The sequence below is a fragment of the Rhodococcus sp. NPDC060086 genome (genome assembly GCF_042730275.1).
In the GTDB taxonomy this organism is placed as follows: Bacteria; Actinomycetota; Actinomycetes; order Mycobacteriales; family Mycobacteriaceae; genus Rhodococcus.
The window spans coordinates 219,448-234,188 of sequence record NZ_JBHWWZ010000001.1; the positions used below are offsets into that span (position 1 = coordinate 219,448).

The window sequence follows — 14,741 nt, forward strand, 5'->3', positions numbered from 1 at the left end:
CAGGCCGCTCGGACCAAGAGATCGAGCAAGGGATCAGCGGTCGGGGTCCCACGTCGACACTGCCCAGATCACAACGATGTCCAGGGCAATGATCAGGATCGACCACATCGGGTAGTACGGCAGCCACAGGAAGTTGGCGACGATCGACAAGCAAGCCAGGACGATCGCTGTGAAGCGTGCCCATGTGGCACCCGATATCAGCGCAAACGCCGTGATCACCACGAGGATGCCAACAATCAGGTGGATCCAGCCCCACGTTGTCGTATTCAGCTCGAAAATGTACTCGGCGCCCACCACGAACAGTTCGTCGGTGGCGATGGCAGAGATCCCCTGCAGGATCGACACCACGCCGACGACGAGCAGGAGGAGCGCAGCAGCGATCGATGTGCCTGCCGCGAAACCTTGTTCGACGCCTCCACCATGCGAAGACATATGGATTCCCTTCATGTGTGATTCGGACCTGAGCACGGTCCGATGCACTCCATTGCACGCGATGCCCGAGGAACCTCACATCGCCCGCCACAGGTGATCTCACGATGTTCACCACCTACGGGTGAAGTGCACCGAGGACAGACGAGGCACTCTGGTGTGCACCATGAGAGGAGCGGCGATGCAGCCAGATTCGTGGCCGAAGGGAGTGCGCTACTCGTTCACCGTCGCCGGCACACTGTCCGAACGCACACTCGCAGCGTTCCCCGAACTGCACGTGTCCGACATTCCTGGCGCGTACACCATGCTCTATGGCTCGATCGCGAGTCCGATCGAATTACGAGGTGTGCTGGCGCGATTCGATGCACTGGGGATCACCGTCATCGAAATGAGCCGACTACCCGACTGATCGAAAGGATCCGCCGTATGACCCAGTACAACCCCAATCAGGCGCCGACCACGGTGGACGCCAAGAAGTTGTGGGCCGGTGGTGCTGCCACCGCGGTCGTCGCAGCTCTCGCGGCCGTCGTGGGACTACTCGTCATCCGTGGACTGCTCGACGTCCCGGTGACCACGCCGGAAATACTGTTCGGGCGATCCCAGGCCGCCAACCTTGCGGTGTTCGCCGCCATTGCGGCACTGGTCGCGACAGGGCTACTCCACTTGCTCATGGTGTCGACACCGCGTGCCACGAGTTTCTTCTCTTGGATCTGCACTCTCGCCACCGTCGCCGTAGCGCTGTGGCCCTTCATGTTCGACGCGACCTTGGCGTCGAAGGTGTGCAGCGCCCTGCTCTACCTCGTCGTCGGTACCGCAATCGTGTCGCTCCTGTCGGGTGTCGCACGATCGGCAGCGTTTTCCCGACCTATCGGTCGATGAGGTGCAAAGGCGAATTCACCTGCAATAGGTGATGGCACTGCACGGAGATGGCGGCACGATCGATACATGACGCAACATCAGGACGCCACAACCACTGTGTCGAACAAGAATTCGGAAGCACAACGAACCCTTCCGTTCTCGGACACTCAGGACTTCTCCGACGCCGAGCGCGGGTTCATCGCCTCCCTGGAGCCCGGGGTGGTCAAGGATGCGTCGGGGAACACCGTGTGGGACAGCGATGCCTTCGCGTTCCTCGAAGGAGAGTGCCCACCCACCGTGAACCCGAGTCTGTGGCGCCAGTCGAGGCTCTGCGCGATGCAGGGCCTGTACGAGGTCACCGACGGGATCTACCAGATCCGCGGACTCGATCTGTCGAACATGACCATCGTCGAAGGCGACACCGGTGTCATCATCATCGATCCGCTCATCTCCACCGAAACCGCCGCCGCAGGGCTGGGCCTGTACCGCGCGAACCGAGGAGAGCGTCCCGTCACCGGCGTGATCTACTCGCACTGCCACATCGATCATTTCGGTGGCGTCAAAGGTGTCACTACCGAAGAAGACGTCGAGGCGAGACGCTGCCCCGTGGTGGCCCCCGTCGGGTTCGTCGAACATGCGGTCGCCGAAAACGTGTACGCGGGTACCGCAATGGCGCGGAGGTCCGCGTACATGTACGGGGCAGCGCTCCCGCGTGGCGCTCAGGGATCCATCGGCGCCGGCCTCGGACCCACGAACTCCACCGGCACGCCGACGCTCATCCCCCCGACCATCCACATCGATCACACCGGACAATCCGAGGTGATCGATGGGGTGCGCATCGAATTCCAGCTCACGCCGGGCACCGAGGCTCCCGCGGAGATGAACTTCTACTTCCCCGACAAACGTGCATTGTGCATGGCCGAGAATGCGACCCACACGCTGCACAACCTCCTGACGCTGCGCGGTGCGCTGGTCCGCGACCCGCACGTGTGGTCGAAGTACCTGACCGAGTCGATCAACCGCTACGCATCGCGCACCGATGTGCTGTTCGCGTCGCACCATTGGCCGACGTGGGACACCGAGCGCATCACGGACTTCCTGTCGGTTCAGCGCGACCTCTACGGCTATCTCCACGATCAGACGCTCCGGGCCATGAACAAGGGGTCCGTGGGCATCGAGATCGCCGAGGACATCGATCTGCCTCCGGCGATCGAGACAGCCTGGCACACGCACGGCTATTACGGCTCCGTCAGTCACAACGTCAAGGCCATCTATCAGCGCTACATGGGTTGGTTCAACGGAAATCCGGCAAATCTGTGGGAGCATCCGCCGGTCGCGTCCGCGAAGAGACACGTCGAGTTCATGGGCGGCGCGCAGGAAGTCGTCTCCAAAGCACGCCGTTCGTACGATGAGGGTGATTTCCGCTGGGTAGCACAGGTTTTGAATTACGTCATCTTCGCCGACCCCGACAACACCGAGGCGAAGGCACTGCAGGCCGACACCCTCGAGCAGCTCGGCTACGGTTCCGAGAACGGCACCTGGAGGAACTTCTTCCTGATGGGCGCGTACGAACTCCGCAACGGCGGCATCGGCACGCCGTTGTCGACGGCGTCCCCCGACATCGCCGGCGCGCTCACCGTCGATCAGGTCTTCGACGCCCTCGCGTTGAGGGTCGACGGCCCCCGGTCATGGGATGCGCAGATCACCATCGACTGGCGAGTGAGCGATCAATCGATCACCCATCGAGCTCAATTGCGAAACGGGCTGCTCGTCCACTTCGATCTCGGGGACGCCGATCTCCCGGCGCCGGCCGTCACCTTCACACTCACGAATCGTGAACTACACGAAGCCCTGCTCGGAGGCGCGGATCTGAATGCCATGATCGAGGACGGGTCGGTCGAGGCCGACGGCAACGTCGCCGCATTGTCCGAGCTCGTCGGATATCTCGATTCTCCCGACCCGGACTTCGCGATCGTGACACCGTAGTAAGGCCGGAGTGGCCCCTGACGAGTCGCGTACTTCGTCAGGGGTCGCGTCGAACATACTCACTGCCCGAAACGACTCGGCAGAGGCATACTCATGGAAATACTCATCCTCGGCGGCGACGGATTCTGCGGCTGGCCGACCGCTTTGCACCTCTCCGCACACGGACACACCGTCACGATCGTCGACAGCTTCGTGCGGCGACGAATCGACGATGAACTCGGGGTTCGGTCGCTGACCCCGATCCGTCCTATAGGCGAGCGCCTCGAGGCGTGGGATAGCTTGACCGGCAACGAGATCGATCTCGCGGAAATGGATCTTTCGGAAGACTATTCATCTCTGAGGGACCTCCTCGCGAGGAAACGGCCCGCTGCAGTCGTGCACTTCGCCGAACAGCGTGCGGCACCGTATTCGATGAAATCACCGGCCCACAAGCGCTATACCATCCAGAACAACCTGGCCGTCACCCACAATCTCCTCACCGCAGTGGTCGAACTTGGGCTCGACACCCACATCGTGCATCTGGGAACGATGGGGGTCTACGGCTACGAATCGGTACCGATGGATCTTCCCGAGGGGTATCTGACCGTCTCGTACCCCGATCGCACGGGCCGGAACCACAGCAGGGAGATCTTGTATCCCACACAGCCAGGCAGCGTGTATCACCTGAGTAAATCGTTGGATCAGTTGCTCTTCCAGTTCTACGCGAACAACGACGGTCTCCGCATCACCGACCTTCACCAGGGGATCGTGTGGGGCACACAGACTGACGAGACCGCGCTCGACCCGCGACTCATCAACAGATTCGACTACGACGGAGACTACGGAACCGTCCTCAACCGGTTCCTCGTCGAGGCCGCGATCGGATACCCCCTGACCGTCCATGGGACGGGTGGGCAGACCCGCGCCTTCATCAACATCCGCGACACGGTGCGCTGCATCCAGCTGGCAGTGGAATCGGGTGCGGAGGTCTCCGGGCGCGTGCGTGTGATGAATCAGGTCTCCGAAACTCACCGGGTATCCGATCTGGCCCACCTCGTCGCCGACCTCCTCGGCGCCGAAGTCGGGTCCGTATCCAACCCCCGCAAGGAAGCCCACGAGAACCAGCTCGAGGTACGCAACGACCAACTCGTGAGCCTCGGGCTGCGACCGATCAAGCTGGCGACGGGCCTGCTGACGGAGTCTGTCGAGATCGTGCAGAAGTACTCGGATCGCGTCGACACCGATCGCATCCCGTGCACATCGTATTGGAACCGGGACCGGCAGGCCGCCGCCGAGGGAGAGACGGTCGCACACCCTCGTCAGGAGACGGACGAAAATGAACTTTCGGTCCGCAACCACAGCGCGCGGAGAATAGGGTAGGGCACAGTAGCACTGAATTCGGATCTGTTGATGGCGGGATTCCAGATCGCGCGACGAAACGCAGACGATGTCCCCGAAGTCGCATGCCGCCAAGTCGTTCTGGAACGAGCGCCGTAGGTCCGCCGGCGAGAGGCGGCATACTTGAGCGACGAAGACCACGACGAGGGCACACCGCCCGGTAAGGACGACTCGGAAGAATCCGAGTACTTCCCCGGGGAGAAGGGACGTTCGGTTCCGAAGGCTGCATGGGTCGTGCTCGCGGTGGCCCTGGTGGCGCTGCTGGCGTTCTTCCTCGTTCGGCCGACGTGGTTCACGCGCGACGCGGACGACCACAGTCTGCACGTGCCGGCGGACCGTCACTTCGTCAAGACACTGGCCGGCTCCGGCCATGCCGACGGTGTGTGGCTGACCGACAACTCACCTTCGACGAACTTCCTGGTGACGTTGCCCGCGGACTCGGGGCGCAGCCAGACTCGCCTGCACCTCGCCGGGACCTCGCTGATACCCGACAACAGCACCGTTTTCCTGTCGGTGTCGATGGACGGGCAGCAGGTGTTCAACAACAAGCTCGCCACCGGCGAAAACGAGGTCGACGCCTACATCGACGTACCAGAGCAGATCGCGGCCGACGGCCAGGTCCGTGTCCAGGTCCGTGCGGAGGGCACCCGCCATGACGAAACCTGCACCCCTGATCACTCCTCCGGATTGCAGGTCCACCTCGATCCCGACTCGATGGTCGAAGCCGCGCTCACCGAGCCGGTGCACACGGTGCGCGACGCGGTGGTGTCCTGGGACCGCAACCTGACCATCGTCCTGGCAGACGACGGCACCGAATGGCGTACTGCTGCCGCACAGACCGGCATCGCACTCACCCGCGCAGGCCACCAGGTCACATACGCAGCGGAAGTGCCTGAATCGGATGCACACAGCGTCATACTCGTCGGCCCGGAGAGCGCCTTGCGGGAGGACGGGTGGACCGCACCCGACAACTCGCCGGAGGGCGCTGTGGTCGGCCGGCGCTCGGATACTCCGGTACTGGGTATCACCACGCCCGACGGGCAGCAGATCTCGCGTTATCTGACCAGTCCCACCGTCGCGACCGCGGATGCTACGGCTGCGGATCCCACCGCGCTGTCGCCCACACCGACCGGCGGCGATCGAGTGACCCTCGAAACGCTGGGCGCCGACACGTCGGTCGAGCAGATCACCGAGACCCGGCGCTGGCGGATCGGCTATTCCCTCTCCGATCTCCCGGAGGGTCGTATACCGCAGGCCGTCTCTGCCAACTTCCAGCTCCCGGCCTCGCCTCCGGACCTGACCTGGATCCTCAACGTCGATCTCAACGGAACACTGGTCGCCAGCGATCGGCTCAACGATACGGCCGGGAGGGTGACGATTCCGCTGCCACCGGGTAGCGAATTGCTCGAGAACGCGTTGACGCTGTCGGTCGAACGCGACCGCGATCTCGGTGGATGCGACGTGCGGGTGACAAGCTACCCCATTCAGTTGCAGGCCGACTCCACCCTCGATCTGGGAACCGATCCCGGCGCGGGTTTCACCGCGGCACCTCGGACCCTCGCGCCCGGATTCGCGGTCTACGTTCCCGAGGACCCCGGTGATCGGGTGGTCGAGCAACTCAATGCGATCATACCCACGCTCACCAAGTTCACGCCCGCCGGTGAGACTCCCGACTTCCGATGGAACGAGAATCCGGCAGCCGGTCAACCCTTCATCGTCGTAGGCAGTACCCCCGACGTCATTCCCCTGGTCAGCCTGAGTAACGGGCGGATCGTTTCTGGGCCGGACACCGCTGCACTCGACATCCCGGCGTTCGACAACGGCCTTCTCGTCGAGACGGTGGCCAGCGCCAGCGGAGCAGGCGGTGTGATAATCCAGGCTCAGGGAAGCATCGGACACACCGAATTACCCGACTTCGGGCGCGAGGTCGCGAAGGTGATCACGCAGCAGGGCAGCTTCACGATCAACGGTGACGGCACTGTGGAGACCAACGCCCCACCGAGACAGGACCTCCCACGATGACCCACGTCTCGGAGGACCGGCCGCAGACCGGGGACAGTGACAACACGGCCATTGCGGATCATTTCCGGTCGGTCGACAGCGCACCCGCCGACTATGCCGTCAACAGGCCTGCCAGCGGGACCAACGGATTCCTGATCGTCTTCGTAGGGATATCAATTCTCGCGATGTGCTTGCGTACCTTCCTGATCCACTCCGGAGTCGCCTATGTTCCCCGCGATCTGGTGTTGTTCGCAGAAGGACGAGGCAACGTCGAGTTCCCGCTGCGCATGTTCATCGCGCTGTTCTTCCTCACCTACGCCCTGTTCGCGTATTCGAACAGGTGGCGTCGACTGTTCATCGGGGTGAGTCTGCTCGGGAAGTTCGCCGTGTTCTGCGTGGTTGTCGACACCCTCAGCGGTCTCCTGCACGCCGCCGACATCATCTCGATCTCGATGTTCGCCGGGCAGATTCTCTCCGGGCTCGCGGCGCTGGCCATCTTCCCCCACACACTGCTGCGGCAGGCCCAGCTCCCCCCGCAGGGGCCGCTGCCCGCGACCCGTGCCCGCATTCCTCTCACGTCGTTCCTCAAACTCGCGTGCTGTCTGGTCATTGCGATGGTCGGTGCTGCGGTAGCGCTCCACTTGCTCTTCGACGTTGTCGAGGTACTGAAGAACCTCGCGATTCTCGGCGGCGTCGGCGCCGGCGTGTTCCTGATGCAGCAGATCCTCGCTACATGCACCGCGGTCCTCGGGTTCCGAACGCTCAGAAAATCCAGCGAGCTCCATTTCTCCCCGCCGGCAGCAATTCTGGTACCTGCGCACAACGAAGCACACAGCATCGGCGCAACCATTTCCTCGGTCGACGAGGGGGCAGCGACCTACCCCGGGCGAATCCACCTCTACGTGGTCGACAATGCCTCCACGGACGCGACTCGCGAGGCGGCTGAGGAAGCGCTCCGGAATTGCACCCACATCACCGGTGAAGTGCTGGATTGCCCCACCCCGGGCAAGGCAATCGCCCTCAACATGGGCATCGAGCATATCCGTGAGGAATTCATCGTCCGCATCGACGCCGACACCGTGATCGGGCCAGGATGCCTGGAGAACGCGATGCGGCACTTCGCCGAGCCTGACGTCGGTTGTGTCGGCGGTATTCCGATGCCTGCGGAAGAGAAGACATGGATGGACAAGTGCCGTCTCGTCGAGGTCTACATGCGGCACGGATTCTTCCAGGTCTCTCTCGACGGATACGACGGAGTGATGGGAATCCCGGGGATGTTTGCCGCATACCGGCGTAGCCAGTTGCTCGAAGTCGGCGGCATGGTCCGAGGTATGAACGGAGAAGACACCGACATCTGTATGCGTCTCACCGCGGCCGGATACAGGAGTGTCGCTGATCCGAACGCGGTGTACTACAGCGAAACCCCAGCGTCGTATGCTCACCTGCTGGAACAACGGACCCGCTGGTTTCGCAGTATCTACCACCTCGCCGCACGGAACCGAGCCATGCTGTTCGATCGGCAGACCATGGTCGGCACTTTCGTTCTCCCCTTCAACCTCGTCAATGCCGCGCGTCGCGCCATGCTGGCTCCCCTGCTCCTCTACGCCCTGGTGACCGTAGTGGCCTTCCACTCCACCTTTCCCTCGATGCGATGGCAACCCGTCGTCGCAACCCTGCTCGGTATGTCGATGATCATGACCGTCGTCGTCTGTCTCGTCTGGCGGTCCAGCTCGGTGAAGTACATCCCGATGTATCTGGTTTTCCGCGTGTTGCGCAGCTACTTCACGCTCGGTTCGACCCTCAGCCTGATCTATCCGCCCATGCATCCCCGGCTACCACGCAACCTACGTCCATTCCGCGCATGACCGGACTCATTGCGGTATTACGCTCAGCGATCTACACGTGACGGGCCGAACCTCATCCGAATCAGGTGAAGCGAAAACACTGACATCGACGGAAGGATCGAGCCTATGACGCAGCCAGTTTCTCTCGGACCCGTCGAAATGGTCGTCCTGTCGTTCCCCGGAACGCAGATCGACGCGGCAGTGACAGCAGCCTTCGCAGAAGTGATCGACGGTGGCTACGCCACGATCCTCGACCTCATCTATCTGTCGAAGGATGCCGACGGCACCCTCGGCCAGGTCGAGATCGACGAACCACTCTCCGAAACGGGCCTCGACGGAATCACCGTCGATCCGCTCGGACTGGTCAGCGACGAAGACCTCGACGTGGTCCGCGAGTCGATGGAGCCCGGCACCTCGGCCGTCGTGATCGTGTACGAGGAGACGTGGGCCCGCAAGCTCGCCGGTGAAGTTCGCAGTGCAGGCGGAGAGGTCGAACTGCACGTGCAGGTCCCGCGCGATGCAGTCGAAGCGGCGATGTCCGCGTCGTCGAAAAAGTAGCGTCGTCGAAACAGTAACGTCGTCGAAACAGTAACGGCACTCGCCGCATCCCAGAAAGAGGTAGTCCTATGGTCTTCCGTCGAGGACGCGTCGGCCGCCCGGGTCTGCTCGGTACGGTCGCACGCACCGCCGTCATCTCGGGCACAGCCACTGCCACGTCCAATGCCATCAACCGGCGCGGCCAGCAGCGCGCGGCCGAACAACAGGCCTACGCCGCGCAACAGGCTCCGCCTCCACTCCCCCCGCAGGACTATCCCGCGCCGGCGCCTGCACCGCCCGCGTCGTCCGATGACCTGGTCTCGAAGCTGAAGCAGCTCGGTGAGCTTCACACGGCAGGCGTGTTGTCCGACGATGAATTCGCCGCCGCGAAAAATCAACTCCTCGGCTGAGTTTCATCCGCAACGGGTGAGCCGGGGATCGCCGGCCGGCTGATTGACTGGCCGTCATGGCCACCACAATCGGAGAAGTCCTTCCACTGGCCGTAGGTGTCGCGCTCTCGCCGATACCCATCGTGGCCGTCATCCTGATGTTGTTGTCGCGCAATGCGAGAGCAACCAGCTCGGGATTCGGAGTGGGCTGGGTCGTGGGGATTCTCGCCGTCACCGGAATTGTCATCGTGCTGTCGGGCTCGGCGACTCCGGACGACGGCGGCGGCTCGACCACCGGGTGGATCAAAGTGGTCCTCGGTCTCCTCCTGATATTCCTCGCTTTCAAGCAGTGGCACGCGCGCGCCGACACCACACCCCCGAAGTGGATGCACGCCATCGACGAATTCACCTTCGTCAAGTCTGCCGGTCTCGGGCTGGCGTTGTCTGCGGTGAACCCCAAGAACCTGCTCCTGTGCGCGTCGGCGGGTGTCGCCATCGGCACAGCCGGACTGTCCTCGGGCAACGCGGTGGTGGTGTGGCTCATCTTCACGGTCCTCGCCGCCTGCTCGGTTCTCGTTCCCGTCATCGGCTACGCGTTCGCGGCGGAACGACTGGCGGACGTTCTCGATACGGCCAAGAACTGGTTGCAGGCCAACAATCACATGGTGATGGCCATCGTGCTGCTGATCATGGGTGTGACGGTCGTCGGCAAGGGCCTCGGAGGGCTGTGATGAACCGCCGGGCCACCCGCTCCTGGCCGATCTTCGGATCGTTGCAGGGATATCGACGATCATGGATCCGCGCCGACGTGGTCGCCGGATTGACGGTCTGGGCGGTTCTCGTCCCTGAGGCTCTGGCCTACGCGACGATCGCTGGGGTTCCTCCGGTGATCGGCCTGTATGCGGCGATACCCGCCTTGGTGCTGTATGCGGCAGCGGGAAGTTCGAGACACCTCGTGGTCGGCCCGATGTCGGCTACCGCCGCACTGTCTGCCGCGATCATCGCGCCGATCGCCGACGCTGATGACGGCAAGTTCGTGGCGCTGTCGGCGGGGCTGGCGATCGCCACCGGAATCGCCGGCCTCATCGCGGGGTTCGCGCGCCTCGGATTCATTGCGTCGTTCATCTCCGAACCAGTATTGAAGGGGTTCATCGTCGGCCTCGCGTTGACGATCATCATCGGACAGGTACCGAAACTCTTCGGTATCGAGAAGACGGAAGGCAACTTCTTCGTCCAGGCGTGGAGAGTGATCCGAGGAATCGGAGACACCGACTGGCGCACCCTGGGAGTCGGCGCTCTGTGCCTCGTTGTCGTCCTGGGTTTCAAGCGGTGGCTGCCACTCATCCCCGGCGCGCTGGTCGCGGTGGTCCTCGGCATCGCGACCGTGATGCTCTTCGGACTCGACGACAAAGGCGTGGCAATCGTCGGACACATAGATTCCGGGCTACCCGCACTCGGCATGCCCGAGGGACTCGATTTCCACGACTACCTCGACCTTCTCGGGCCCGCCGTCGGAGTCCTGTTGATCGGGTTCGCCGAAGGCCTCGGCGCTGCGAAAACCTACGCGGTCAAACACGGCTACACCGTCGATCCCAACCGTGAACTGCTGGGCCTCGGCGTCGCCAACCTCGGATCCGGGCTCAGCTCGGGCATGGTCGTCAACGGCAGCCTGTCCAAGACCGCCGTCAACGGCGGAGCGGGCGCCAAGACACAGGTCAGCGGGCTCGTGGTCGCCGCGCTGGTGGTCCTGACCCTGCTGTTCCTCACCGGGTTGTTCGAGCAGTTGCCCGACGCCGCACTCGCCGCGATCGTGATCGCAGCGGTCGTCGAACTTGTCGATTTCGCCGCGCTGCACCGCCTCTACCGAGTGTGGAGCGACAGGCTCGGCAGCATCTACGGCCTCGCCGCGCGAGAAGATTTCGCCGCTGCGATCGCAGCGATGCTGGGCGTGCTGCTGTTCGATACGCTCCCCGGTCTCGTCGTCGGCATCGGCGTGTCGATGCTGCTGCTTCTGTACCGGTCGTCGCGACCACACGTCGCGTCGCTGGTTCGTGAGGGCGACCGCTGGGTCGATGTCACCGCGCACGCGAGCGATCACATTGCAGGCAGGACAGACGCTCTCGTGGTACGAGTCGAGTCCGGCCTCTACTTCGCCAACTCCGACTACGTGCATCAGCAGATCAAGTCGCGGTGCACGGACGAGACCCGACTCGTCGTCCTGGATGCGGAGACGTCCCCGTTCATCGATGTCAGTGCCGCACAGATGCTGCTCGAACTACGCGACACGCTCGCCGAGCGTGGCATCACGCTGCGCATCGCCCGCGACATCGGCCAATTCGGCGACGTGCTGGAACATTCCGGTTCAGGGGGAGCGCCGATCGCGGTGTATCCCACTGTCCGGGCTGCCATCGCCGATCCGTACACAACAGTCGATCCGGACTCGAGCTGACCCACTCGACGAATCTCACCCTCATCGCATGAAGACCGGATGTCAACAGAGCTCCTAGCGTCGAGTCCGACAACATCACTGCGTCACTGAAGTGAGGAAACCCATGGCCGGAACCTTGACCGTATGGAAGTTCGAATCCGATTCCGGTGCCGAGACAGCCGTCGAGACGTTGAAAGACCTGCAGCGGCGAGAACTCATCACCGTTCACGATGCCGCCGTGGTGAGCTGGGCAGAAGGAGCAAAGAAACCGAAGACACGTCAACTGAACAATCTCGCGGGAGTCGGCGCGCTGGGCGGCGCGTTCTGGGGATTGCTGTTCGGAATCCTGTTCTTCATCCCCCTCATCGGCGCTGCCGTCGGAGCCGGGATCGGTGCCCTGAGCGGTTCTCTGACCGATGTCGGAATCGATGACAGCTTCATCAACCAGTTGAAAGAGAAGATCACTCCGGGCACCTCCGCCTTGTTCGTCCTGACCTCCGACGCGACCCTCGATCGAGTTCACGACGAGTTCAAAGGGAAGAAGGCCGAACTGATCTCGACGAACCTCTCCCATGACCAGGAAGCAGCCCTGCGCGAGGTCTTCGCCGAATAGCACAGCGTCGACCAGGAGGAATCCGGATGGGCTCCCGATACACACCTGTGAACACAGAATCGGCACCGCTCCCTTGGACGATTCCTCGTGGTTTGATCGTCCTCCTTTCCCTGGCAGCCACCGTCGTCGCGGTTGCCGGGGCAAGGGCGCTGTCAGGCCTGCTCGCTCCACTCTTTCTGGCTTTGATGCTCACCATCGCGGTGCAGCCGATCCAGACATGGGCGCAGCGGCGGGGCATTCCCGCGTGGGCGGGGATGCTCGCCGCCCTGGCGGCCGTCTACGCGATCCTGCTCGGATTGATCGGCGCACTCCTGCTGTCGGTCGCGCAACTGGCCACAGAGCTACCGCAGTACACGGACAGCTTGAACAACCTGCTCGACGGAGTTCATGCGCAGTTGAGTAGCGCCGGAGTCGGCGACGATCGCATCGCCACCACGCTGGGCAGCCTCGATCTCGGGAAGCTCGTCAGCTTCCTCGATGGGCTGCTTGCCGGACTCCTCGGCGTGGTCTCGAACCTCGTCTTCATCATGGCTCTGCTGCTCTTCATGGCGGTCGACGGAAGCACCATCAGGCGTCGCATGCGCGTCATCGACCGGCTGCGACCCGACATCTCCTACGCTCTCTCGGCTTTCGTCGGTGGAACACGCAAGTACCTGATCGTGTCCACGGTCTTCGGCCTCATCGTCGCGGTCTTCGACGGTGTCGCGCTGTTGTTGCTGGGTGTACCACTCCCCATCCTCTGGGCGCTGCTGTCGTTCATCACCAACTACATCCCGAACGTCGGCTTCATCATCGGACTCGTTCCGCCCGCACTTCTCGCCTTGCTCGAGGGTGGACCGGCGCTCATGGTCTGGGTGATCGCCGTCTACAGCGTCATCAACTTCGTGATCCAGTCGATCATCCAACCGAAGTTCGTCGGTGACGCAGTCGGATTGAGCGTCACGGTGACATTCCTGTCGCTGGTGTTCTGGTCGTGGGTACTGGGGGCTCTGGGAGCGCTACTGGCCGTGCCGTTGACGCTGCTCGTGAAAGCGCTTCTCATCGACATCGACCAGTCCACCCGGTGGGTCGACGCCTTGATCGGCGATTCGTCCCCCGACACCGAAGAGCCCGGGATCCTCGACGACGCAGCCGAACAACAGGAGCGTCACGTCGAGGCCCCGGGCTGACCGGTGCCGTCCACCTCGTCAGGCAGTCGTCGGCGCGAGTGCCTCGTCCACCTTCTCCACCTTTTCCGCCTGAGCGTTGTTTTCGAGCAGTTGCCGCACGAGCCATAAGCTCAGCACCCGGGTGACCGCGGCCGCGAGATAGACGAACCCGCCGATCAGCGTGAGCGCGATGAATCCGATGCTCAGCAGCTGATACGACATCAGGTCCCGCGTATCCGACAGCGTCAGCGACGCAATGTAGATCACGAATGCCGCAACGGCGCCGACGATCATCAGCGTCAGGCCGATGATCCGTCCTTTGCCTCCGCCGGAGCCCGCACTGGCCGAGTCGAGCCCCAATGCGGCCACATCCTTCTTGAACTGTTCACGTCGTTCGTCGACGAGAGTCATGGTCAACCTCCTAGGTAACTGGTGGACAGTGCTTCTTCGATCTCCGCCGGATCACCGGTACGAACCACTCGCCCCTGCAACATGAGTCCGGCACTGGTGGCGATGGGAAGCACTGCCCTCGCGAACTGTTCCGCGACGAGAATCGAGACCCCCTCGGCAGCAAGCTCACCCACGATGTCGTAGATCTGGGAGACGATACGCGGCGCCAGCCCCATCGAAAGTTCGTCGAGCAACAACACGGTCGGATTGGTGCCCAACGCCCGCGACAGAGCGAGCATCTGTTGCTCACCACCCGACATGGACCCGGCCAGCTGGGTGCGTCGCTCACCGAGAATCGGGAATCGCGTGTAGGCGACGTCTTCGAGCTCGGCCAGCGAAACGCCGGTGCCCGTGGCAATCCACAGGTTCTCCCGCACCGTCAGGTTGGGGAACACACCCCGCCCTTCCGGGATCGAGCACACTCCCAGACGCGCCAACTCTGCTGCAGACGCACCGTTGACGACGCGACCGGCCAGTCGGAACTCCCCCGAGGTCACCGGATGGATACCGGAACACACCTTCAGCGTCGTCGTCTTACCGCCGCCGTTGGGGCCGAGCAACGCCACGACCGCGCCCGGCGCCACCGCGAGGTCGACGCCGTGCAGAACCTCGATCGACCCGTATGCTGCACGCACATCCACCAACTCGAGCAGAAACTCGGTTTTCATGTCGAGCGGAGAC

15 protein-coding genes are annotated in these 14,741 nt (G+C 63.1%); 12 read left to right on the top strand and 3 right to left on the bottom strand.

Annotated features, from left to right (window positions below; translation table 11 throughout):
• Positions 1–33 precede the first annotated feature (33 nt).
• Entirely contained in the window at positions 34–432 is a 399-nt protein-coding gene (locus ACFWB0_RS01070) for a hypothetical protein (RefSeq protein WP_378488552.1), read from the bottom strand.
• 178 nt (positions 433–610) lie between these two features.
• Between ACFWB0_RS01070 and ACFWB0_RS01075 the strand changes: the two genes are divergently transcribed.
• From ACFWB0_RS01075 to ACFWB0_RS01130, 12 genes are all read left to right on the top strand, one after another.
• On the top strand, positions 611–838 hold the full coding sequence (locus tag ACFWB0_RS01075) for a hypothetical protein (protein WP_378488553.1): 228 nt from the start codon (positions 611–613) through the stop codon (positions 836–838).
• 17 nt (positions 839–855) lie between these two features.
• Entirely contained in the window at positions 856–1,308 is a 453-nt protein-coding gene (locus ACFWB0_RS01080; protein WP_378488554.1) for a DUF6069 family protein, read from the top strand.
• 66 nt (positions 1,309–1,374) lie between these two features.
• Positions 1,375–3,273 carry an alkyl/aryl-sulfatase gene (locus tag ACFWB0_RS01085; RefSeq protein WP_378488555.1) on the top strand — a complete coding sequence of 633 codons (1,899 nt, stop codon included), beginning with the start codon at positions 1,375–1,377 and terminating at the stop codon, positions 3,271–3,273.
• A 93-nt stretch (positions 3,274–3,366) separates the two neighbouring features.
• On the top strand, positions 3,367–4,632 hold the full coding sequence (locus tag ACFWB0_RS01090; protein ID WP_378488556.1) for an NAD-dependent epimerase/dehydratase family protein: 1,266 nt from the start codon (positions 3,367–3,369) through the stop codon (positions 4,630–4,632).
• 141 nt (positions 4,633–4,773) lie between these two features.
• On the top strand, positions 4,774–6,672 hold the full coding sequence (locus tag ACFWB0_RS01095; RefSeq protein ID WP_378488557.1) for a hypothetical protein: 1,899 nt from the start codon (positions 4,774–4,776) through the stop codon (positions 6,670–6,672).
• Positions 6,669–8,516: a glycosyltransferase gene (locus tag ACFWB0_RS01100; protein WP_378488558.1), complete on the top strand. Its 1,848-nt coding sequence runs from the start codon at positions 6,669–6,671 to the stop codon at positions 8,514–8,516. The genes ACFWB0_RS01095 and ACFWB0_RS01100 overlap by 4 nt, the downstream gene beginning before the upstream one ends.
• A gap of 105 nt (positions 8,517–8,621) precedes the next feature.
• A complete protein-coding gene (locus ACFWB0_RS01105) occupies positions 8,622–9,053 on the top strand; it encodes a DUF6325 family protein (RefSeq protein WP_378488559.1) in 432 nt (143 codons plus the stop codon).
• A gap of 68 nt (positions 9,054–9,121) precedes the next feature.
• Positions 9,122–9,442 carry an SHOCT domain-containing protein gene (locus ACFWB0_RS01110; RefSeq protein WP_378488560.1) on the top strand — a complete coding sequence of 107 codons (321 nt, stop codon included), beginning with the start codon at positions 9,122–9,124 and terminating at the stop codon, positions 9,440–9,442.
• A 56-nt stretch (positions 9,443–9,498) separates the two neighbouring features.
• Positions 9,499–10,152: a GAP family protein gene (locus tag ACFWB0_RS01115; protein ID WP_378488561.1), complete on the top strand. Its 654-nt coding sequence runs from the start codon at positions 9,499–9,501 to the stop codon at positions 10,150–10,152.
• The gene (locus tag ACFWB0_RS01120) at positions 10,152–11,870 is read left to right on the top strand and encodes a SulP family inorganic anion transporter (protein ID WP_378488562.1); all 1,719 of its coding nucleotides are present in this window, start codon (positions 10,152–10,154) and stop codon (positions 11,868–11,870) included. Before ACFWB0_RS01115 ends, ACFWB0_RS01120 begins: the two co-directional genes overlap by 1 nt.
• Positions 11,871–11,973: 103 nt before the next feature.
• Positions 11,974–12,462: a DUF1269 domain-containing protein gene (locus ACFWB0_RS01125; RefSeq protein WP_378488563.1), complete on the top strand. Its 489-nt coding sequence runs from the start codon at positions 11,974–11,976 to the stop codon at positions 12,460–12,462.
• Between the two features lie 26 nt (positions 12,463–12,488).
• Positions 12,489–13,631, top strand: coding sequence for an AI-2E family transporter (locus ACFWB0_RS01130; protein ID WP_378488564.1), 1,143 nt, complete (start codon positions 12,489–12,491; stop codon positions 13,629–13,631).
• An 18-nt stretch (positions 13,632–13,649) separates the two neighbouring features.
• Here the strand turns inward: ACFWB0_RS01130 and ACFWB0_RS01135 are convergent, their stop codons facing one another.
• Together ACFWB0_RS01135 and ACFWB0_RS01140 are read right to left on the bottom strand one after the other, a co-directional pair.
• Complete coding sequence (locus tag ACFWB0_RS01135; RefSeq protein ID WP_378488565.1) at positions 13,650–14,027, bottom strand: hypothetical protein; 378 nt, start codon at positions 14,025–14,027, stop codon at positions 13,650–13,652.
• A complete protein-coding gene (locus ACFWB0_RS01140) occupies positions 14,024–14,728 on the bottom strand; it encodes an ABC transporter ATP-binding protein (RefSeq protein WP_378488685.1) in 705 nt (234 codons plus the stop codon). The genes ACFWB0_RS01135 and ACFWB0_RS01140 overlap by 4 nt, the downstream gene beginning before the upstream one ends.
• Between the last annotated feature and the right edge of the window lie 13 nt (positions 14,729–14,741).